22 protein-coding genes are annotated in these 19368 nt (G+C 62.7%); 21 read left to right on the top strand and 1 reads right to left on the bottom strand.

The features are described 5' to 3' along the window. The first annotated feature begins 6 nt into the window (after positions 1 to 6). On the top strand, positions 7 to 915 hold the full coding sequence (gene secF / locus ACNFCH_RS05470) for a protein translocase subunit SecF (protein WP_337157966.1): 909 nt from the start codon (positions 7 to 9) through the stop codon (positions 913 to 915). Positions 916 to 1035: 120 nt separating this feature from the next. Further along, a complete protein-coding gene (locus ACNFCH_RS05465; protein WP_070094192.1) occupies positions 1036 to 1584 on the top strand; it encodes a glycine zipper 2TM domain-containing protein in 549 nt (182 codons plus the stop codon). A 118-nt stretch (positions 1585 to 1702) separates the two neighbouring features. Here ACNFCH_RS05465 and suhB read toward each other — a convergent pair whose 3' ends face one another. Further along, complete coding sequence (gene suhB, locus ACNFCH_RS05460; RefSeq protein WP_043208077.1) at positions 1703 to 2521, bottom strand: inositol-phosphate phosphatase; 819 nt, start codon at positions 2519 to 2521, stop codon at positions 1703 to 1705. Between the two features lie 151 nt (positions 2522 to 2672). On the opposite strand from suhB, the gene trmJ reads away from it, so the two are divergent. The 19 genes from trmJ to der all read left to right on the top strand — a co-directional run bounded on the left by trmJ (position 2673) and on the right by der (position 19273). Then, positions 2673 to 3443, top strand: coding sequence for a tRNA (cytosine(32)/uridine(32)-2'-O)-methyltransferase TrmJ (gene trmJ, locus ACNFCH_RS05455; RefSeq protein ID WP_416742399.1), 771 nt, complete (start codon positions 2673 to 2675; stop codon positions 3441 to 3443). 6 nt (positions 3444 to 3449) lie between these two features. Continuing rightward, entirely contained in the window at positions 3450 to 4235 is a 786-nt protein-coding gene (cysE, locus tag ACNFCH_RS05450) for a serine O-acetyltransferase (protein WP_416742398.1), read from the top strand. 168 nt (positions 4236 to 4403) lie between these two features. Next, on the top strand, positions 4404 to 4895 hold the full coding sequence (iscR, locus tag ACNFCH_RS05445) for a Fe-S cluster assembly transcriptional regulator IscR (RefSeq protein WP_070093064.1): 492 nt from the start codon (positions 4404 to 4406) through the stop codon (positions 4893 to 4895). A 42-nt stretch (positions 4896 to 4937) separates the two neighbouring features. Next, positions 4938 to 6152 carry an IscS subfamily cysteine desulfurase gene (locus ACNFCH_RS05440; RefSeq protein ID WP_043208086.1) on the top strand — a complete coding sequence of 405 codons (1215 nt, stop codon included), beginning with the start codon at positions 4938 to 4940 and terminating at the stop codon, positions 6150 to 6152. Between the two features lie 46 nt (positions 6153 to 6198). Then, on the top strand, positions 6199 to 6585 hold the full coding sequence (iscU, locus tag ACNFCH_RS05435) for a Fe-S cluster assembly scaffold IscU (RefSeq protein ID WP_043208088.1): 387 nt from the start codon (positions 6199 to 6201) through the stop codon (positions 6583 to 6585). A gap of 42 nt (positions 6586 to 6627) precedes the next feature. Beyond that, complete coding sequence (gene iscA, locus ACNFCH_RS05430; RefSeq protein WP_043208089.1) at positions 6628 to 6951, top strand: iron-sulfur cluster assembly protein IscA; 324 nt, start codon at positions 6628 to 6630, stop codon at positions 6949 to 6951. Positions 6952 to 6959: 8 nt separating this feature from the next. Further along, complete coding sequence (gene hscB / locus ACNFCH_RS05425; protein WP_196163717.1) at positions 6960 to 7481, top strand: co-chaperone HscB; 522 nt, start codon at positions 6960 to 6962, stop codon at positions 7479 to 7481. A gap of 43 nt (positions 7482 to 7524) precedes the next feature. Further along, complete coding sequence (gene hscA / locus ACNFCH_RS05420; RefSeq protein ID WP_070093062.1) at positions 7525 to 9387, top strand: Fe-S protein assembly chaperone HscA; 1863 nt, start codon at positions 7525 to 7527, stop codon at positions 9385 to 9387. Positions 9388 to 9390: 3 nt separating this feature from the next. Further along, positions 9391 to 9732: an ISC system 2Fe-2S type ferredoxin gene (gene fdx / locus ACNFCH_RS05415; RefSeq protein ID WP_043208095.1), complete on the top strand. Its 342-nt coding sequence runs from the start codon at positions 9391 to 9393 to the stop codon at positions 9730 to 9732. 9 nt (positions 9733 to 9741) lie between these two features. Continuing rightward, on the top strand, positions 9742 to 9942 hold the full coding sequence (iscX, locus tag ACNFCH_RS05410) for a Fe-S cluster assembly protein IscX (RefSeq protein ID WP_023382209.1): 201 nt from the start codon (positions 9742 to 9744) through the stop codon (positions 9940 to 9942). A gap of 89 nt (positions 9943 to 10031) precedes the next feature. After that, a complete protein-coding gene (gene ndk / locus ACNFCH_RS05405; protein WP_023382208.1) occupies positions 10032 to 10463 on the top strand; it encodes a nucleoside-diphosphate kinase in 432 nt (143 codons plus the stop codon). 24 nt (positions 10464 to 10487) lie between these two features. After that, the gene (rlmN, locus tag ACNFCH_RS05400; protein ID WP_196163715.1) at positions 10488 to 11633 is read left to right on the top strand and encodes a 23S rRNA (adenine(2503)-C(2))-methyltransferase RlmN; all 1146 of its coding nucleotides are present in this window, start codon (positions 10488 to 10490) and stop codon (positions 11631 to 11633) included. Between the two features lie 12 nt (positions 11634 to 11645). Then, positions 11646 to 12407, top strand: a complete 762-nt coding sequence (gene pilW / locus ACNFCH_RS05395; RefSeq protein ID WP_416742397.1) for a type IV pilus biogenesis/stability protein PilW — start codon at positions 11646 to 11648, stop codon at positions 12405 to 12407. After that, positions 12404 to 13438, top strand: a complete 1035-nt coding sequence (locus tag ACNFCH_RS05390; RefSeq protein WP_337157977.1) for a RodZ family helix-turn-helix domain-containing protein — start codon at positions 12404 to 12406, stop codon at positions 13436 to 13438. Before pilW ends, ACNFCH_RS05390 begins: the two co-directional genes overlap by 4 nt. Positions 13439 to 13440: 2 nt before the next feature. Then, positions 13441 to 14550, top strand: a complete 1110-nt coding sequence (ispG, locus tag ACNFCH_RS05385) for a flavodoxin-dependent (E)-4-hydroxy-3-methylbut-2-enyl-diphosphate synthase (protein WP_043208105.1) — start codon at positions 13441 to 13443, stop codon at positions 14548 to 14550. A 24-nt stretch (positions 14551 to 14574) separates the two neighbouring features. Further along, entirely contained in the window at positions 14575 to 15864 is a 1290-nt protein-coding gene (hisS, locus tag ACNFCH_RS05380) for a histidine--tRNA ligase (protein ID WP_337157979.1), read from the top strand. A gap of 39 nt (positions 15865 to 15903) precedes the next feature. Continuing rightward, a complete protein-coding gene (locus ACNFCH_RS05375; protein WP_196163711.1) occupies positions 15904 to 16545 on the top strand; it encodes a tetratricopeptide repeat protein in 642 nt (213 codons plus the stop codon). A 1-nt stretch (position 16546) separates the two neighbouring features. Next, the gene (bamB, locus tag ACNFCH_RS05370; RefSeq protein ID WP_196163710.1) at positions 16547 to 17689 is read left to right on the top strand and encodes an outer membrane protein assembly factor BamB; all 1143 of its coding nucleotides are present in this window, start codon (positions 16547 to 16549) and stop codon (positions 17687 to 17689) included. Between the two features lie 117 nt (positions 17690 to 17806). Further along, complete coding sequence (der, locus tag ACNFCH_RS05365; RefSeq protein ID WP_070093054.1) at positions 17807 to 19273, top strand: ribosome biogenesis GTPase Der; 1467 nt, start codon at positions 17807 to 17809, stop codon at positions 19271 to 19273. Positions 19274 to 19368 lie beyond the last annotated feature (95 nt).

Raw genomic sequence — 19368 nt, 5'->3', positions numbered from 1 at the left:
GCTGACATGAAAACCATCAACTTCATGGGCGTGCGCAACGTTGCGTTCGCCATCACCGCGCTCCTGACTGTCCTGGCGTTGTTCAGCTGGTGGCACAAGGGTCTGAACTTCGGCCTGGACTTTACCGGCGGTACGCTGATCGAGCTGACTTATGAGCGTCCTGCGGACCTCAAGGCGGTTCGTGCCGAGCTGGTCGACTCCGGCTTCCACGAGGCGGTGGTGCAGAGCTTTGGTGCTACCACCGACCTGCTGGTGCGTATGCCGGGCGATGATCCGCAACTGGGCAACAAGGTGGCCGAAGCCCTGCAGAAGGCAGGTGGCGACAACCCGGCTACCGTCAAGCGTGTCGAGTTCGTCGGTCCGCAGGTAGGTGAGGAGCTGCGTGACCAAGGTGGTCTGGGCATGCTCCTGGCCCTGGGCGGCATCCTGGTCTACCTGGCTTTCCGCTTCCAGTGGAAATTCGCTGTAGGCGCGATCGTCTCGCTGATCCACGACGTGGTGGTGACACTGGGTATCCTGTCGTTCTTCCAGATCACCTTCGATCTGACGGTGCTGGCGGCGGTCCTGGCGATCATCGGCTACTCGCTCAACGACACCATCGTCGTGTTCGACCGGGTGCGTGAGAACTTCCGCGTCATGCGCAAGGCCTCGCTGATCGAGAACATCAACGTCTCGACCACCCAGACCCTGCTGCGTACCATCGCCACTTCGGTGTCGACCTTGCTGGCCATTGCAGCGCTGCTGTTCTTCGGCGGCGACAACCTGTTCGGCTTCTCCCTGGCGCTGTTCATTGGTGTCATGGCCGGTACCTACTCGTCGATCTATATCGCCAACGTGGTGCTGATCTGGCTGAACCTGAGCAGTGAAGACCTGATCCCGCCAGCCAAGACTGATGGCGTGGATGACCGCCCGTAGGGCTGTTTCCTACGCCATTTGGCGTAAAGAGAGGCGCGAGTATTGAACTCGCGCCTTTTTTTTTGCTCCAAGGCTGGGAGAAGGCGGGGGAGATCCCGCGGGTACGATCAGGAGGTTCACGTGAATAAATCAATGCTGGTGGGTGCGGTTCTGGGTGCTGTCGGTGTAACCGCCGGAGGTGCTGTGGCGACCTACAGCTTGGTGAACAAGGGGCCGGAGTACGCCCAGGTTACGGACGTGCAGCCCATCAAGGAAACCATCAAGACCCCGCGTCAGGTCTGCAAGGACGTCGCCGTCACGCGCCAGGCGCCGGTCAAGGACCAGCACCAGATCGCCGGTACCGTGGTCGGGGCCATCGCAGGTGGCTTGCTGGGTAACCAGATCGGCGGCGGCACCGGTAAGAAGATCGCCACCGTGGCCGGTGCAGTCGGTGGTGGTTATGCGGGGAACAAGGTGCAGGAGGGCATGCAAGAGCGTGACACTTACACCACCACGCAGACTCGCTGCAATACCGTCAATGACCTGAGCGAAAAAGTAGTCGGCTACAACGTGACCTACTCCATTGGCGACAAGGTCGGACGGGTGAAGATGAACCATGAGCCGGGGTCGACCATCCCGTTGGACAAGAACGGCAATCTGGTCCTTAGCGAGAACCAGGCAGGCCAGTAAAGCGCGCGCCGACACCCTGGTGCCGGCGCTCCCGCAGGCTCGAAGCCTTCACTGGGTTTCAGTGAGCCACAAAAAAGCACCCCGAGGGGTGCTTTTTTGTGGCTGCTGCAACCGGCGCTTAGCGCTTCATGTGCTCGGGCAGGTGCGGCTGGATGGCAGTCAGCACGGCCTTGAAACACTTGATGTTGCCCGCGACGATGTGGCCTTTGTCGAGGAAGTCGTGGCCACCATTGAAGTCGCTCACCAGGCCGCCTGCTTCTTGGATCAGCAGTACGCCGGCAGCCATGTCCCACTCGGACAGGCCCGACTCCCAGAACGCGTCGAAACGGCCGGCGGCAACATAGGCCAGGTCCAGGCTGGCGGAGCCGGCGCGGCGGATGCCGGCGGTCTGGCCAGTCAGGGCGCGGAACATGCCGAGGTAGTTGTCCAGGTCGGCCATCTGGTTGTCACGGAACGGGAAGCCGGTACCCAGCAGGGCGCCTTCCAGGCTGGTGCGCGAGCTGACGCGCAGGCGGCGACCGTTGAGCTGGGCGCCGCGGCCGCGGCTGGCGGTGAATTCTTCCTGGCGAACCGGGTCGACGATGACGGCGTGCTCGAGGCGACCACGGTATTTGCAGGCGATGCTGACGGCGAAGTGAGGAACGCCACGCAGGAAGTTGGTGGTACCGTCCAGTGGGTCGATGATCCACAGGTAGTCCTTGCCTTCCTCGCCGGAGCCGGCGTGCAGGCCGGTCTCTTCACCCTGGATGGAGTGGTTCGGGTAGGCCTTGCGCAGGGCGTTGACAATGGTCTGCTCGGCGGCGCGATCGACTTCGGAGACGTAATCTTTGGCGTCTTTCTCGTCGACCTTGAGGCTATCCAGGCGTTCGATGGAGCGGAAAATCAGTTCACTGGCGCTGCGAGCGGCGCGCAGCGCGATATTCAGCATAGGCTGCATGGGCGTTTCACCTGGGGATGTTAAAGAAGAAAGCCGCACATTCTATCAGAAAACTGTTCCGGCAGAAGGGTGACATTTGCTTTCATGGCGTTACGTCTGTCGGTTCTGTAAGATCGACCCCCCCTTTTCCTGTCTCTGTGAGCTCTACACCTTGCTGCAAAATATTCGTGTTGTTCTGGTCAATACCAGCCACCCCGGCAATATCGGCGGCGCTGCGCGAGCCATGAAAAACATGGGCTTGTCGCGCCTGGTGCTGGTCCAGCCACTGGATTTCCCCGCGGTGGATGCCACCGCCCGTGCATCGGGCGCCGATGACGTGCTGGAAAACGCCCGCGTGGTCGACAGTCTCGAAGAGGCGCTGGTCGGCTGCAGCCTGGCGATTGGCACCAGTGCGCGCGACCGAAGCATTCCCTGGCCTTTGCTCGACCCCCGCGAATGCGGTGCCAAGGTCGTCGAGCAGGCGGGCGCCGGTGAGGAAATCGCCCTGGTGTTCGGTCGTGAACACGCCGGGCTGACCAACGAAGAGCTGCAGCGATGTCACTTCCACGTGCACATTCCCTCGAACCCCGACTTCAGTTCGCTGAACCTCGCCGCCGCGGTCCAGGTGCTCTCCTACGAGGTGCGCATCGCCTGGCTGGCGGTACAAGGTTCGCCAACCAAAGTCGAGAAGTTCGAAGCCAACTCGCTGCGTAGCGGCGAGCTGGCGACCATGGACGAAATGGAGCTGTTCTACGAACACCTGGAGAAGACCCTGGTGGAAATCGGCTTCCTCGACCCTGAAAAGCCCAAGCACTTGATGCCGCGCCTGCGCAGGCTCTATGGGCGCAGCTCGGTCAATCGTTCGGAAATGAGCATTTTGCGCGGCATCCTCACCGAGACCCAGAAAGTCGCTCGGGGCGAGCCGCATAAACGGAAGGACTAGAAAGAGATGTTCGAGCGTCTGCGTGAAGATATCCAGAGCGTATTCCATCGTGACCCCGCGGCGCGCAACGCCTTCGAGGTGCTGACCTGCTATCCGGGCATGCACGCGATCTGGTTGCACCGTCTGGGCCATGCCTTGTGGGTCCGCGACTTCAAGTGGCTGGCGCGCCTGGTGTCGAACTTCGGGCGTTGGCTCACCGGCATCGAAATCCATCCCGGGGCGACCATCGGTCGACGCTTCTTCATCGACCATGGCATGGGCATCGTGATTGGCGAAACCGCCGAGATCGGCGATGACGTCACCCTGTATCAGGGCGTGACCCTTGGCGGTACCAGCTGGAACAAAGGCAAGCGTCATCCGACCTTGGAGAACGGCGTGGTGGTGGGGGCCGGTGCCAAGGTGCTCGGCCCGTTCACTGTCGGGGCTGGGGCCAAGATCGGCTCCAACGCCGTGGTGACCAAGGCGGTGCCGGCGGGTGCCACGGCGGTCGGCATTCCGGGGCGCATCATCGTCAAGACCGAGGACACCGAGATCGAGGCCAAGCGCAAGGCCATGGCCGAGAAGATCGGCTTCGATGCCTATGGCGTCAGTGGTGACATGCCTGACCCGGTGGCTCGCGCCATCGGCCAGATGCTCGATCACCTGCAGGCGGTCGACGAACGGCTCGAAGGCATGTGCGGGGCGCTGACCAAGCTCGGCAGTGACTATTGCGGCAAAGAACTGCCCGCGTTGCCCGAGGAAGACTTCGTGGAGGTCAAGCAAGCCGCGCAGAGCGACACTCAGCCGCATTGATTACGGCGCGCTGATACATGGGGCGTGTGCTCACGCCCCTGGTCTGTTAAACTCGCGCCCGCCTCCCCGATGCAAACCCGACTAAAGCACTAGGTCTAATAGTTGACTTAAATGCTCGGGAATCGCATACTCGCTCACATCCTGTAACTCCCGTGGTACCCATTAGCCATGCGACTGACTACCAAAGGCCGATATGCCGTGACCGCCATGCTCGATCTGGCGTTGCACGCGCAGCATGGGCCGGTGTCTTTGGCCGACATTTCCGAGCGCCAGGGCATTTCCCTCTCTTATCTGGAGCAGCTGTTCGCCAAGTTGCGCCGCAGCAGCCTGGTCTCCAGCGTGCGCGGCCCGGGTGGCGGCTACCAGCTGTCGCGGGGCATGGAAACCATTCAGGTGGCCCAGGTCATCGATGCGGTCAACGAATCGGTCGATGCCACCCGTTGCCAGGGCCTGGGAGACTGTCACGCCGGTGACACCTGTCTGACCCACCACCTGTGGTGCGATCTCAGCCAGCAGATCCATGAATTCCTAAGCGGTATCAGCCTGGCCGACCTCGTCATGCGCCGCGAGGTGCAGGAAGTCGCCCACCGCCAGGACCTGCGACGCGTCGCGGGCCGTACCGCCCAGATGGACAAGATTGAGACGTCCGCCGTCGACTGATAGCAGCGACGAGCGACGCCACCGCCTGATAGGAGATACTCAATGAAGTTGCCGATCTACCTCGATTACTCCGCGACCACGCCGGTCGATCCCCGCGTCGCCCAAAAGATGGCCGACTGCCTGCTGGTCGACGGGAACTTCGGTAACCCGGCCTCGCGCTCCCACGTCTTCGGCTGGAAAGCCGAGGAAGCGGTCGAGAATGGCCGTCGCCAAGTCGCCGAGCTGATCAACGCCGATCCGCGCGAGATCGTCTGGACCAGCGGTGCCACCGAGTCCGACAACCTCGCCCTCAAAGGCGTGGCGCACTTCTATCAGACCAAGGGCAAGCACATCATCACCTCCAAGATCGAGCACAAGGCGGTCCTGGATACCGCTCGCCAGCTCGAGCGCGAAGGTTTCGAAGTCACCTACCTCGAGCCAGGCGAAGACGGCATCGTCACCCCGGCCATGGTCGAGGCGGCGCTGCGTGAAGACACCATCCTGGTCTCGCTGATGCACGTGAACAACGAAGTCGGCTCGATCAACGACATCGCCGCCATCGGTGAGTTGACCCGCTCGCGCGGCGTGCTGTTCCACGTCGACGCCGCTCAGTCGGCTGGCAAGGTCGAGATCGACCTGCAGAAGCTGAAGGTCGACCTGATGTCGTTCTCCGCGCACAAGGTCTATGGTCCGAAGGGTATCGGTGCGCTGTACGTCAGCCGCAAGCCGCGTGTGCGCCTCGAAGCGATCATCCACGGCGGTGGTCATGAGCGCGGCATGCGTTCGGGCACCCTGCCGACCCACCAGATCGTCGGCATGGGCGAGGCCTTCGCCATCGCCAAGCAGGAAATGGCCGCCGAGAACGCACGTATCAAGGCGCTGAGCGACCGCTTCTTCGAGCAGGTCTCCAACCTCGAAGAGCTGTACGTCAACGGCAGCCGTACCGCGCGCGTGCCGCACAACCTGAACCTGAGCTTCAACTACGTCGAAGGCGAGTCGCTGCTGATGTCGCTCAAGGACATCGCCGTATCGTCCGGTTCGGCCTGCACCTCCGCTTCGCTCGAGCCGTCCTACGTCCTGCGCGCCCTGGGCCGCAACGACGAACTGGCGCACAGCTCGATCCGCTTCTCCTTCGGCCGTTTCACCACCGAGGAAGAAGTCGACTACGCCGCGCAGAAAGTCTGCGAGGCCGTGAATAAACTGCGTGAGCTGTCGCCGCTGTGGGACATGTACAAAGACGGCGTTGACATCTCCAAGATCGAGTGGGCCGCCCACTAAGCAGTCGCCGGCAAGAGCGGCTCCCTGATGAGGAAGGAATTGCACCATGGCATACAGTGAAAAGGTCATCGACCACTACGAAAACCCACGCAACGTCGGCAAGATGAACGCCGATGATCCGGATGTCGGCACCGGTATGGTCGGTGCGCCGGCCTGCGGTGACGTCATGCGTCTGCAGATCAAGGTCAACGAGCAGGGCGTCATCGAAGACGCCAAGTTCAAGACCTATGGCTGTGGTTCGGCCATCGCCTCCAGCTCCCTGGCCACCGAGTGGATGAAGGGCAAGACCCTGGACGAAGCCGAGACCATCAAGAACACCCAGCTGGCCGAAGAACTGGCGTTGCCGCCGGTGAAGATCCACTGCTCCGTACTCGCCGAGGACGCCATCAAGGCGGCCGTGCGCGATTACAAGCAGAAGAAAGGCTTGCTCTAAGTCGCCTGTCGCAAGGTCACTGACGTTGAGGAAAGAGTTCCGATGGCTATCAGCATGACAGAAGCCGCCGCCAACCACGTGCGGCGTTCCCTCGAAGGGCGCGGCAAGGGCGAAGGCATCCGCCTGGGCGTGCGCACCACCGGCTGCTCGGGCCTGGCCTATGTGCTGGAGTTCGTCGATGAACTGGCTGCCGAAGACCAGGTGTTCGAGAACCATGGCGTGAAGGTCATCATTGACCCGAAGAGCCTGGTGTACCTCGATGGCACCGAGTTGGACTTCGTCAAGGAAGGGTTGAACGAAGGCTTCAAGTTCAACAACCCCAACGTGCGCGGTGAATGTGGCTGCGGCGAAAGCTTCAATGTCTGAGGCTTGACGTGGGTACTCCTTGCCATTTCGCTCTGTTTGACCTCCAGCCTGGCTTCCGTCTGGACCTCGATAAGTTGGCCAACCGCTACCGCGAGTTGGCCCGCGAGGTCCATCCGGACCGTTTCGCCGATGCCTCCGAGCGTGAGCAGCGCGTGGCGCTGGAAAAATCGGCGGCACTGAACGACGCCTACCAGACCCTGCGCAGCGCACCGAGCCGTGCTCGTTACCTGCTGGCCATCAGTGGCCATGAAGTGCCCCAGGAAGTGACCGTGCGTGACCCGGACTTCCTCCTGCAGCAGATGCAGTGGCGCGAAGAGCTCGAAGAGCTGCAGGACGAAGCCGACCTTGACGGTGTGGCGGTGTTCAAGAAGCGCCTGAAGGCGGCACAGGAGACGCTTAACGAGGACTTTGCCGCCTGCTGGGACGTGGCTGCCGAGCGCGACAGGGCCGAGCGCCTGATGCGCCGCATGCAGTTCCTCGACAAGCTCGCCCAGGAAGTGCGCCAACTCGAAGAGCGCCTCGACGATTAACCCCGGCGTTGCCCGTGACGACGCCTAAGGTACTCAGATAAGCATGGCCCTACTGCAGATCGCCGAACCCGGTCAAAGCCCTCAGCCGCACCAGCGTCGCCTGGCGGTGGGGATTGACTTGGGCACCACCAACTCCCTGGTCGCTGCCGTGCGCAGTGGTCGCAGCGAACCCCTGCCCGATGCGCAGGGCAACGTCATTTTGCCGTCCGCGGTACGCTACCTCGAAGGTCGCAGCGAAGTCGGCCTGGCTGCGCGCGAAGCGGCCTCCAGCGACCCGCTCAACACCATTCTGTCGGTCAAGCGCCTGATGGGGCGCGGCCTGGCTGACGTCAAGCAATTGGGCGAGCAACTGCCATACCGTTTTGTCGGCGGCGAGTCGCATATGCCGTTCATCGACACTGTCCAGGGGCCCAAGAGCCCGGTGGAAGTGTCTGCCGACATTCTCAAGGTATTGCGCCAGCGTGCCGAGGAAACCCTCGGGGGCGAGCTGGTGGGCGCAGTGATCACCGTCCCGGCCTATTTCGACGATGCCCAGCGCCAGGCCACCAAGGATGCTGCGCGTCTGGCCGGCCTGAGCGTGCTGCGTCTGCTCAACGAGCCTACCGCCGCAGCCGTTGCCTATGGGCTGGACCAAAACGCCGAAGGCGTGGTGGCGATCTATGACCTGGGCGGCGGCACTTTCGATATCTCCATCCTGCGCCTGACCGGCGGTGTCTTCGAAGTGCTGGCCACCGGTGGCGACACCGCACTGGGCGGGGACGATTTCGATCACGCGATCGCTGGCTGGATCATCGAGCAGGCGGGCCTGTCTTCCGACCTCGATCCGTCCGCCCAGCGCCAGCTGTTGCAGGCTGCCTGTGCTGCCAAGGAAGCCCTGACCGACGCCGATGTCGTCAGCGTGCGTCATGGCGATTGGCAGGGTGAATTGAGCCGTGCCGGTTTCGACGCACTGATCGAGCCGATGATCGCTCGTAGCCTCAAGGCTTGCCGCCGCGCTGTGCGCGACAGTGGCATTGAGCTGGAGGAGGTCGGTGCGGTGGTGATGGTCGGTGGCTCGACCCGCGTACCTCGTGTGCGTGAGGCTGTCGGGGGCTTGTTCGGCCGTACCCCACTGACATCGATCGACCCGGACCAGGTGGTTGCCATCGGTGCTGCCATCCAGGCCGACACCTTGGCCGGCAACCGCCGCGAAGGTGGCGAATTGCTGCTGCTGGACGTCATCCCGCTGTCCCTGGGTCTTGAGACCATGGGCGGCTTGATGGAAAAGGTGATCCCGCGCAACACGACCATTCCGGTGGCCCGCGCGCAGGAGTTCACCACCTACAAGGATGGCCAGTCGGCCATGATGATCCACGTGTTGCAGGGCGAACGCGAGCTGATCAGCGATTGCCGTTCGCTGGCGCGCTTCGAACTGCGCGGCATCCCGGCCATGGTCGCGGGCGCGGCGAAGATCCGCGTCACCTTCCAGGTGGATGCCGATGGCTTGCTCAGTGTCTCGGCTCGCGAACTGGGCTCTGGCGTGGAATCCAGTATCCAGGTCAAACCGTCCTACGGACTGACCGATGGCGAGATTGCCCGCATGCTCAAGGACTCCTTCGAGCATGCAGGTTCCGACAAGCAGGCGCGCCAGCTGCGCGAGCATCAGGTCGACGGCGAACGCCTGCTCGAAGCGGTGCAGGGTGCCCTGGATGCCGACGGTGACCGACTGCTCAGCAGCGAAGAGCGCGAAGCGATCGAGTACCAGATGCAAGAATTGCGTGATTTGCTCAGCGGCACCGATGGCGCGGCCATCGAGCAACAGACCAAGCGTCTGTCGCAGGTGACCGATGCATTTGCCGCCCGTCGCCTTGATTCGACGGTCAAAGCCGCACTGGCCGGGCGCAACCTGAATGAGATCGAGGAGTAACCGATGCCCCAGGTGATTTTCCTGCCGCACGAGAAGTTCTGCCCGGATGGGCTGGTGGTGGAGGTGGAGCCAGGCACCAATATCCTGGAGCTGGCCCACGAGCACCACATCGAGATGGAGAGTGCCTGCGGTGGCGTTTGCGCCTGCACCACCTGCCATTGCATCGTCCGCGAGGGGTTCGACTCGCTGGAAGAGGCCGATGAGCTGGAAGAGGACATGCTGGACAAGGCCTGGGGCCTGGAGGCGCAATCGCGCCTGGCCTGCCAGGTGATCGTCGGGGAAGAAGACCTGACCATCGAGATCCCCAAGTATTCGCTCAACCACGCCGCCGAAGCGCCGCACTGAGGTTTCAGCATGAGCCTGAAATGGATTGATGTACTTGAGATCGCCATCCAGCTTGCGGAAAGCAAGCCGGACGTCGATCCTCGTTATGTGAATTTCGTCGATCTGCACCGCTGGGTGCTGGCTTTGCCAGAATTCAGCGACGATCCGTCACGCGGCGGTGAGAAAGTGCTCGAGGCCATCCAGGCGGCCTGGATCGAAGAAGCCGACTGAGCGTCACCTGCAGGTTAGGCAATCCCCTGGAACCCGCGTATAATTCGCGGGTTTAATTTTTCGCAACACTCAATTTTCTGGAGTTATCCATGGCTGTTCAACGTACTTTCTCCATCATCAAGCCTGACGCCGTTGCCAAGAACGTCATCGGCGAAATCACCACCCGTTTCGAGAAAGCCGGCCTGCGCGTCGTCGCTTCGAAGATGAAGCAACTGTCCAAAGCCGAAGCCGAAGGCTTCTACGCTGAGCACAAAGAGCGCGGCTTCTTCGCTGACCTGGTTGCCTTCATGACTTCGGGCCCAGTCATCGTTCAGGTTCTGGAAGGCGAAAACGCCGTTCTGGCCAACCGTGAGCTGATGGGCGCCACCAACCCGAAAGAAGCTGCTGCCGGCACCATCCGCGCCGACTTCGCCGTTTCCATCGACGAGAACGCTGTCCACGGTTCCGACTCGGAAGCTTCGGCTGCCCGCGAAATCGCTTACTTCTTCTCCGCTACCGAGCTGTGCGACCGCATTCGCTAAGCGAAGCAGGTCTTGGGTGATTCCATGAGTGACATGACTGGCAAGATCAACCTGTTGGGCCTGACCCTGCAGGAAATGGAAAAATTCTTCGAGTCCATCGGAGAGAAGCGTTTTCGTGCCGGTCAGGTCATGAAATGGATTCACCACTTTGGCGTCGATGATTTCGCCGCCATGACCAATGTCGGCAAGGCCTTGCGCGAAAAGCTCGAGGCCGTTGCCGAGATTCGGGCGCCGGAAGTGGTCAGTGAAGACATTTCCGCCGACGGTACCCGCAAGTGGGTGGTCCGTGTTGCTTCCGGCAGCTGCGTCGAAACCGTCTACATCCCTACCGACGATCGCGGCACCCTCTGCGTTTCGTCGCAAGCCGGCTGCGCCCTGGATTGCAGTTTCTGCTCCACCGGCAAGCAAGGCTTCAACAGCAACCTCACCGCCGCCGAAGTGATCGGCCAGGTGTGGCTCGCCAACAAATCCTTCGGTACCGTCCCGGCCAAGATCGACCGCGCCATCACCAACGTGGTCATGATGGGCATGGGCGAGCCGCTTTTGAATTTCGACAATGTCATCGCCGCCATGAAGATCATGATGGACGATCTGGGCTATGGCATTTCCAAGCGCCGCGTCACGCTGTCCACCTCGGGCGTGGTGCCGATGATCGATGAGCTGGCCAAGCACATCGACGTATCCCTCGCGCTGTCGCTGCACGCGCCCAACGACGAACTGCGCAACCAACTGGTACCGATCAACAAGAAGTACCCGCTGAAGATGCTGCTGGACTCGTGCATGGGCTACATGTCGACTTTGGGCGGCAAGCGCGTGCTCACCATCGAGTACACCCTGCTCAAGGACGTCAACGACCAGCCTGAGCATGCCGCCCAGATGATCGAGTTGCTGCGTGATGTGCCGTGCAAGATCAACCTGATCCCGTTCAACCCGTTCCCTCATTCGGGCTACGAGCGGCCGAGCAACAATGCCATCCGCCGCTTCCAGGATCTGCTGCATCACGGTGGCTTCAACGTCACCACCCGCACTACCCGTGGCGAAGACATCGACGCTGCCTGTGGTCAGCTGGTCGGCCAGGTCATGGACCGCACCCGCCGTAGCGAGCGCTACATCGCCGTGCGCCAATTGAGCGCCGACGCAGAGCGCCAAGACAACGCCCCGCGTCACTGACGGTATCCGCCCATGACCTTGCGCGTCGCGCTGTCGATCCTGTCGCTTTCGCTGCTGGCTGGTTGCGTGTCCGGTGGGTCGGGTGACCCTCTGACCAGTCGCCAGGGGCGCGAGGAGGCCGGGCGGGCCTACGTGCAATTGGGCTTGGGTTATTTGCAACAGGGTTTGACTGGCCAGGCCAAGGCGCCTTTGGTGCGGGCCTTGGCACTCAACGGCAACGACGCCGATGCCCATGCCGCCCTGGCGCTGGTACTCCAGGCCGAGGGCGAGCCGGCCCTGGCCGAGGCGCATTTCGACAAAGCCCTGGCGGCGCGGCCGGGGGATACCCGGATTCGCAACAATTACGGCAGTTTCCTTTATGCTCAGGGGCAATTTGCCAAGGCCGAGCAGATGTTTCGCCAAGCCGCCGTCGATACCCTGTATCCTGAGCGCTCGCGGGTCTACGAGAACCTGGGCCTGGTGGCTCTGAAGCTCGAGCGTCGGGACCAGGCGCATGAATACCTGGTCAAAGCCCTGCAACTCAATCCGCGGCAACCGAAGGCGTTGCTCGAAATGGCTGAGTTGTCCTACGAAAACAGGCATTATGTGCCGGCCCGGGACTACTACGATCGTTTCAGCCAGCTGAGCGACCCGAGCGCCCGTAGCCTGTTACTGGGCAGCCGCCTTGCCCAGGCATTCGACGAGCCAGGCACCGTGGCCGAACTGGGCCAGCAATTACAACGACTTTATCCCGGTACGCCGGAATATCAGCAATACCTGTCGGAGCAACGATGAAAGCCGCGCACCCCGAAGTAGCAGCAGCGACTCGCCAGAATCCCGGTGAGGTCTTGCGCCAGGCCCGCGAGAGCCGGGAATGGTCGCAAGCCGAGGTGGCCCGTAAGCTCAACCTCACGCTAAGTTCGTTGAACAACCTTGAAAACGGCGCCTTCGACAAGCTGCCAGGGCATACCTTCGCCCGTGGTTACATCCGTGCCTACGCCAAGCTGATGGACATGGACCAGGCGCCTTTGGTCGAGGCCTTCGATCACTACACCGGTACCCACGCCAAGGGAAGCGAGGTCCACTCGTTGGGCCGGATCGAAGAGCCGGTGCGCCTGTCGCACAACATTCTGCGCGGGGTCAGCCTGCTCTTGCTGGTGGTCGTGGTCGGCGGTGGCTTCTTCTGGTGGCAGGACCAGAGCAGCCTGCGCGGCAAGGACCTGGCCAAGATCGCCCTTGAGCATGTCGAGGTCGAGAGTGCCGATGGCACCACCCAGATCCATCCGCTGGACGAGCCAGAAGACCAGGCCGTGACCGAAGGCCAGCAGCCCGAAGCCGCGCCGCTGCCGCTCGAACAGGCCACCGAGGGCTCCAGCCCTGAGGCTGCGATCAGCAGCGAAGCACCGGCAACCACGACCGAAGCCCCCGTAGCCGCGCCGGCGCCCCAGGCTCCAGCCGCAGTCCCGACCGCCAATGCGCCTGTGGCACCTGCTGCGCCTGTCGTGCCCGCCGCGGCTGTCCCTGTCGCGCCTGCTGTCAATGCACCGGTCACTGCCGCGCCGACCCCGGCCGAAGTGCCGGCAGGCAGCGCCAAGGTTCAAATCCAGTTCACCGCCGATTGCTGGACCCAGGTCACTGACGGCAACGGTAAGGTGCTGTTCAGCGCCATCAAACGCAAGGGCGACAGCCTCGACCTGAATGGCAAGCCGCCGTTCTCGGTGCGCCTGGGCTTTGCCCGTGGCGCCCAGGTCAGCTACAACGGCCAGCCGGTCGACGTAGCTCCGTTCACCAGTGGCGAGACCGCTCGCCTGAAGTTGGGACAGTAACCATGCACGGCGAATCTCCGATCAAACGTCGCGAATCCCGGAAGATCTGGGTCGGCAATGTACCGGTGGGTGGCGATGCCCCTATCGCGGTGCAGAGCATGACCAACACCGATACCAATGACGTCGCCGCCACCGTCGCGCAGATCCAGCGCTTGGTCGATGCCGGCGTCGATATCGTCCGTGTGTCGGTACCGGATATGGACGCTGCCGAGGCGTTCGGCCGAATCAAGCAGCAGGTCAGCGTGCCGCTGGTCGCCGACATCCACTTCGACTACCGCATCGCGTTGCGCGTGGCTGAGCTGGGCGTCGACTGTCTGCGCATCAACCCGGGCAACATCGGCCGTGAGGACCGTGTGCGTGCGGTGGTCGACGCCGCCCGTGACCGCGGCATCCCGATCCGCATCGGCGTCAACGCCGGCTCCCTGGAAAAGGACCTGCAAAAGAAATACGGCGAACCGACCCCAGCAGCGCTGGTCGAGTCGGCACTGCGTCATGTGGAGCACCTGGATCGTCTCGACTTCCAGGACTTCAAGGTCAGCGTCAAGGCGTCCGACGTGTTCATGGCCGTGGAAGCCTACCGCCTGCTTGCCAAGCAGATCGTCCAGCCCCTGCACCTGGGCATCACCGAAGCCGGTGGCCTGCGTTCGGGGACGGTGAAATCCGCCGTTGGCCTCGGTATGCTGCTGGCCGAAGGCATTGGCGATACCATTCGCATTTCCCTGGCCGCCGACCCGGTCGAGGAAGTGAAGGTCGGCTACGACATCCTCAAGTCGCTGCACCTGCGTTCGCGCGGCATCAACTTCATCGCCTGCCCGAGCTGCTCGCGGCAGAACTTCGATGTGGTCAAGACCATGAACGAGCTGGAAGGGCGCCTGGAAGACCTGTTGGTACCGCTGGACGTGGCCGTGATTGGTTGCGTGGTCAACGGCCCGGGCGAAGCCAAGGAGTCCCACGTGGGGCTGACCGGCGGTACGCCGAACCTGGTCTACATCGACGGCAAGCCGTCGCAGAAGCTGACCAATGACAACCTGGTCGATGAGCTGGAAAAACTCATCCGCCAGAAAGCGGCCGAAAAGGCCGAGGCCGACGCGGCGCTGATCGCCCGCGGCTGATACCCAGATTCGTAAGGACTTTTCGTGAGCAAATCGCTGCAAGCCATCCGTGGCATGAACGACATCCTGCCCGACCAGTCGCCCCTGTGGCGCTACTTCGAGGGTACCGTGGCCGGCCTGCTGGATAACTATGGCTACAGCCAGATCCGCACGCCGATCGTCGAGTTCACCGAGCTGTTCAAGCGCTCGATCGGTGAAGTCACCGATATCGTCGAAAAAGAGATGTACACCTTCGAGGACCGTAACGGCGACTCGCTCACCTTGCGTCCTGAAGGCACCGCAGCCTGCGTGCGCGCCGTGCTCGAGCATGGCATCACCGGCAATGGCCAGGTGCAGAAGCTGTGGTACGTCGGTCAGATGTTCCGCCACGAGCGTCCGCAGAAGGGCCGCTACCGCCAGTTCCACCAGATCGGTGTCGAGGTGTTCAACCTCGAAGGTCCGGATGTCGATGCCGAACTGATCATGCTGACCTGGCGTCTGTGGGGCCTGTTGGGCATCCAGGACGCGGTCAAACTGGAGCTCAACAGCCTCGGCACAAGCGAGGCCCGCGCACGCTACCGCGATGCGTTGGTCGAGTTCCTGTCGGCACGTCTCGAGCAACTGGACGAAGACAGCCAGCGTCGCCTCAAGAGCAACCCGCTGCGCATCCTCGACAGCAAAGACCAAGGTACCCAGGCGGTACTGGTCGGCGCGCCGAAGCTCGAAGATTACCTGGACGAAGAGTCCCGTGTGCATTTCGAGGGGCTCAAGGCTCGCCTGGATGCTGCCGGCATTCCGTTCGTGATCAATACCAAGCTGGTCCGCGGCCTGGACTACTACAGCAAGACCGTGTTCGAGTGGGTCACCGACAAGCTCGGCGCCCAGGGCACCGTCTGTGCCGGTGGCCGCTATGACGGCCTGGTCGAGCAGATGGGCGGCAAGCCGACCCCCGGCGTTGGTTTCGCCATGGGCATCGAGCGCCTGATCCTGCTGCTGGAGACCCTGGGCAAGGTGCCCGAGTCCATCAGCCGTCAGATCGACGTTTACCTGTGCGCCTTCGGCGAGCAGGCGGAGCTGGCCGGCCTGCGTCTCTCCGAGGCCCTGCGTGATCGCCTGCCGGGTCTGCGCCTGGCGGTCAACGCCGGTGGCGGCAGCTTCAAGAGCCAGTTCAAGAAGGCCGACAAGAGCGGGGCCCTGTTTGCCCTGATCCTCGGTGATGACGAGCTGGCGCAGCAAGTGATTGGATTCAAGCCCCTGCGTGGCCAGGGCGAACAACAGAACATTGCCTGGGATGCTCTGGCCGAGCACCTGCAAGCCGCTGTCGCGCAGGCGTGACAGGGTCAAACAGCCGAATTGCTGAAAAGGAGTATTGGGGTGTCGAGTACCGATGATGATGGCCTGGCCGCAGCCAAGGACTGGTGGAACCGCAACGGCAAGCCGCTGCTGACCGGTGCCCTGCTGGCTGGCGTGGTGGTGATGGGCTGGCAGACCTGGCACAAGTACCAGAACAACCAGTCGCAAGGCGCCTCGGCCCTGTACCAGGCCCTGCTGGAAACCAGCCTGACGCCAAGTGGCCAGCCAGACGCGACCAAGGTCGCGGAGCTGTCCGGCAAGCTCAAGAGCGAGTTCGGTGGCTCGGCCTATGCCCAATACGGCAGCCTGTTCGTGGCCAAGGTCGCGGTCGACAGCGGCAAGCTTGACGACGCCGCCGCCGAACTCAAGAGCGTGATGGACAAGCCGGCCGACGCCACCTTGGGCGAGATTGCGCGTCAACGCCTGGCCCGTGTGCTGGCCGCCCAGGACAAAGCCGAAGACGCCCTCAAGCTGCTCGACGGCGATGCCGATAAGGCCTTCCTGGCCAGTCGCGAAGAGCTCAAGGGCGACCTGCTGGTCCAGCTGGGGCGTGCCGACGATGCCCATAGCGCCTATGAAAAAGCCAAGGCTGCGCTGTCCGATGACGCCGCGGTCGGTGGCCTGCAACTGAAGCTGGATGACCTGGCCAAAGGGGACGCCTGACGTGATCGGTTGGAAACAAGCAGCAGTGCTGACCCTGGCCGTTCTGGCCGCAGGTTGCAGCAGCAACAGCAAGAAGGAACTGCCCCCGGCCGAGCTGACCAAGTTCACCGAGGAAGTGGTGCTCAAGAAGCAGTGGAGCCGCTCGATCGGCGACGGCCAGGGTGAGACCTACAACACCTTGGTCCCAGCCATCGAGAACGACCGTATCTACGCCTCCGACGTCAACGGTCGGGTCATGGCCCTGAACCGCATCGATGGCGACGTGGTATGGAAAAAGGACCTGGACCTGTCGGTCTCCGGCGCGGTTGGTGTGGGTTACGGCCTGGTCATGCTCGGCACCCTCAAGGGCGAAGTCATTGCCCTGGATGCCAGCACCGGCGAAGAGCGCTGGCGTTCGCGGGTGACCAGCGAAGTACTGGCGCCGCCTGCCAACAACGGTGACGTGGTGGTGGTGCAGACCCAGGACGACCGCCTGATCGGCCTCGACGCGGCCACCGGTGACCGCCTGTGGATCTACGAGAACACCCCGGCCGTACTGACCCTGCGCGGCACCGGTGCGCCGGTGGTGACCAACCGCCTGGCGGTGGCCGGCCTGTCCACCGGCAAGGTGGTCGCGGTGGATGTGCGCAACGGCGTGCCAGTGTGGGAGAGCCGCGTGGCCATTCCGCAGGGCCGTTCGGAGCTCGATCGCGTGGTAGACATCGACGGCGGCCTGCTGCTGTCCGGTGGCACCCTGTACGTGAGCACCTACCAGGGCCGCGTCGCGGGCCTGGACCTGGAAAGCGGCCGTGTGCTGTGGCAGCGCGATGCCTCCAGCTACGTCGGTGTCGCTCAAGGCTTCGGCAACGTCTATGTCAGCGAAGCGTCGGGCACCGTGGAAAGCGTCGATGAGCGCTCGTCCAGCGCCCTGTGGACCAACGACTCCATGGCACGCCGTCAGCTGTCGGCGCCGGAAGTGTTCTCCAGCTACGTGGCCGTGGGCGACTTCGAGGGCTACCTGCACCTGCTCAGCCAGGTCGATGGTCGCTTCGTCGGTCGCGAGCGAATCGACAGCGATGGCCTGCGCGCACGTCCCCTGGTGGTCGGCGACACCATCTATGTCTTCGGCAACAGCGGCAAACTCGAGGCACTGACCATCCGCTGAAGCTAAGCTTGAGGCCGGATACGGTCTCGAGCCGCGGCGCATGATGCGCCGCACGAACTCCGGCCGCTGCCTTGCAGCGGCCTTTGCATTTTCAAGAATTCAAGAGTGGAGAGCCGCATGGTTCCCGTAATCGCCCTGGTGGGACGGCCGAACGTCGGCAAATCCACCATGTTCAACCGCCTGACCAAGACCCGCGATGCCATCGTCGGTGACCTGTCGGGCCTGACCCGTGACCGCCAGTATGGTGATGCCACCTGGCAGGGTCGCTCGTACATCCTGATCGACACCGGTGGTATCACCGGCGACGAAGTGGGCATGGACGAGAAGATGGCCGAGCAATCGCTGATGGCCATCGAAGAAGCCGACTACGTGTTGTTCCTGGTCGATGCCCGCGCCGGTATGACCGCCGCCGACCAGATGATCGCCGAGCACCTGCGCAAGCGGAACAAAGAGGCGATCTTGGTCGCCAACAAGATCGATAACATCGATGCGGACGTCGCCCGCGCCGAGTTCTCGCCATTGGGCATGGGCAATGCCATTCCCGTAGCCGGTTCCCAGGGCCGTGGCATCAACGCCCTGATGGAAAGCGTGCTGGGCCACATCCCGCGCGACAAGGTCGAGGAAGCCCTCGACGAAGACGTCGCCGAAGGGGAAGAGGCCGCGCGTATTCCTGGCCCGAGCGAGAAGGATGGCATCAAGATCGCCATCATCGGCCGCCCCAACGTCGGCAAGTCGACCCTGGTCAACCGCATGCTCGGTGAAGAGCGCGTGGTGGTCTACGACCAGCCGGGCACCACCCGTGACAGTATCTACATCCCGTTTGAGCGTGATGACGAGAAGTACACCTTCATCGACACCGCTGGGGTGCGCAAGCGCGGCAAGATCCACGAGGAAGTCGAGAAGTTCTCGGTGGTCAAAACACTGCAGGCGATCAAGGACGCCAACGTGGTGATCTTTGTCATGGACGCCCGCGAAGGCGTGGTCGACCATGACCTGAACCTGCTGGGCTTCGCCTTGGAAGCAGGTCGCGCCATCGTTATCGCGCTGAACAAGTGGGACGGCATGGAGCCGAGCGAGCGCGATTACGTGAAGACGGAGCTCGAGCGTCGGCTGTTCTTCGTCGACTTCGCCGACATCCACTTCATTTCCGCGCTGCACGGCACCGGTGTGGGCCATTTGTACAAATCCGTGCAGGCTGCGTTCAAGTCGGCGGTCACCCGTTGGCCGACCAGCCGCCTGACCCAGATCCTTGAGGATGCCATCAGCGAGCACCAGCCGCCGATGGTCAACGGTCGCCGCATCAAGCTGCGCTATGCCCACCTGGGTGGCGCGAACCCGCCGTTGATCGTGATCCACGGCAACCAGACCGACAAGATCCCGCGGTCGTACTCGCGTTACCTGGAAAACACCTACCGCCGGGTGCTCAAGCTGGTCGGTACGCCGATTCGCATCGAGTACAAGGGCAGCGACAACCCGTTCGAGGGCAAGAAGAACACCCTCACTGATCGTCAGGTCAACAAGAAGCGTCGCCTGATGTCGCACCACAAGAAGGCCGAGAAGAAGCGCAAGGACAAGCGCAAGTAGGCCTATTGGGGGCGCTCTGCGGCCCTTTGCGGGTGAGCCCGCTGCCGTAGGTAGCGCATCGCAATTGAGCGCGATGCAATACCTGCGGCAGCGGG

The sequence above is a fragment of the Pseudomonas sp. NY15354 genome (genome assembly GCF_048068075.1).
GTDB classification, from domain to species: Bacteria; Pseudomonadota; Gammaproteobacteria; order Pseudomonadales; family Pseudomonadaceae; genus Aquipseudomonas; species Aquipseudomonas guariconensis_C.
The sequence above is the reverse complement of the archived record's forward strand: the minus strand, read 5'-3'. Positions and strand labels throughout refer to the sequence as shown.

Excerpts from the sequence above, each read along its gene's own strand:
- secF (WP_337157966.1), top strand. The coding sequence starts at position 7 with ATGAAAACCATCAACTTCATGGGCGTGCGCAACGTTGCGTTCGCCATC.
- suhB (WP_043208077.1), bottom strand. The coding sequence starts at position 2,521 with ATGCAGCCTATGCTGAATATCGCGCTGCGCGCCGCTCGCAGCGCCAGT.
- ndk (WP_023382208.1), top strand. The coding sequence starts at position 10,032 with ATGGCTGTTCAACGTACTTTCTCCATCATCAAGCCTGACGCCGTTGCC.
- der (WP_070093054.1), top strand. The coding sequence starts at position 17,807 with ATGGTTCCCGTAATCGCCCTGGTGGGACGGCCGAACGTCGGCAAATCC.
- rlmN (WP_196163715.1), top strand. The coding sequence starts at position 10,488 with ATGAGTGACATGACTGGCAAGATCAACCTGTTGGGCCTGACCCTGCAG.
- hscA (WP_070093062.1), top strand. The coding sequence starts at position 7,525 with ATGGCCCTACTGCAGATCGCCGAACCCGGTCAAAGCCCTCAGCCGCAC.
- pilW (WP_416742397.1), top strand. The coding sequence starts at position 11,646 with ATGACCTTGCGCGTCGCGCTGTCGATCCTGTCGCTTTCGCTGCTGGCT.
- iscR (WP_070093064.1), top strand. The coding sequence starts at position 4,404 with ATGCGACTGACTACCAAAGGCCGATATGCCGTGACCGCCATGCTCGAT.
- iscX (WP_023382209.1), top strand. The coding sequence starts at position 9,742 with ATGAGCCTGAAATGGATTGATGTACTTGAGATCGCCATCCAGCTTGCG.
- ACNFCH_RS05390 (WP_337157977.1), top strand. The coding sequence starts at position 12,404 with ATGAAAGCCGCGCACCCCGAAGTAGCAGCAGCGACTCGCCAGAATCCC.
- fdx (WP_043208095.1), top strand. The coding sequence starts at position 9,391 with ATGCCCCAGGTGATTTTCCTGCCGCACGAGAAGTTCTGCCCGGATGGG.
- iscU (WP_043208088.1), top strand. The coding sequence starts at position 6,199 with ATGGCATACAGTGAAAAGGTCATCGACCACTACGAAAACCCACGCAAC.
- iscA (WP_043208089.1), top strand. The coding sequence starts at position 6,628 with ATGGCTATCAGCATGACAGAAGCCGCCGCCAACCACGTGCGGCGTTCC.
- ACNFCH_RS05440 (WP_043208086.1), top strand. The coding sequence starts at position 4,938 with ATGAAGTTGCCGATCTACCTCGATTACTCCGCGACCACGCCGGTCGAT.
- ispG (WP_043208105.1), top strand. The coding sequence starts at position 13,441 with ATGCACGGCGAATCTCCGATCAAACGTCGCGAATCCCGGAAGATCTGG.
- cysE (WP_416742398.1), top strand. The coding sequence starts at position 3,450 with ATGTTCGAGCGTCTGCGTGAAGATATCCAGAGCGTATTCCATCGTGAC.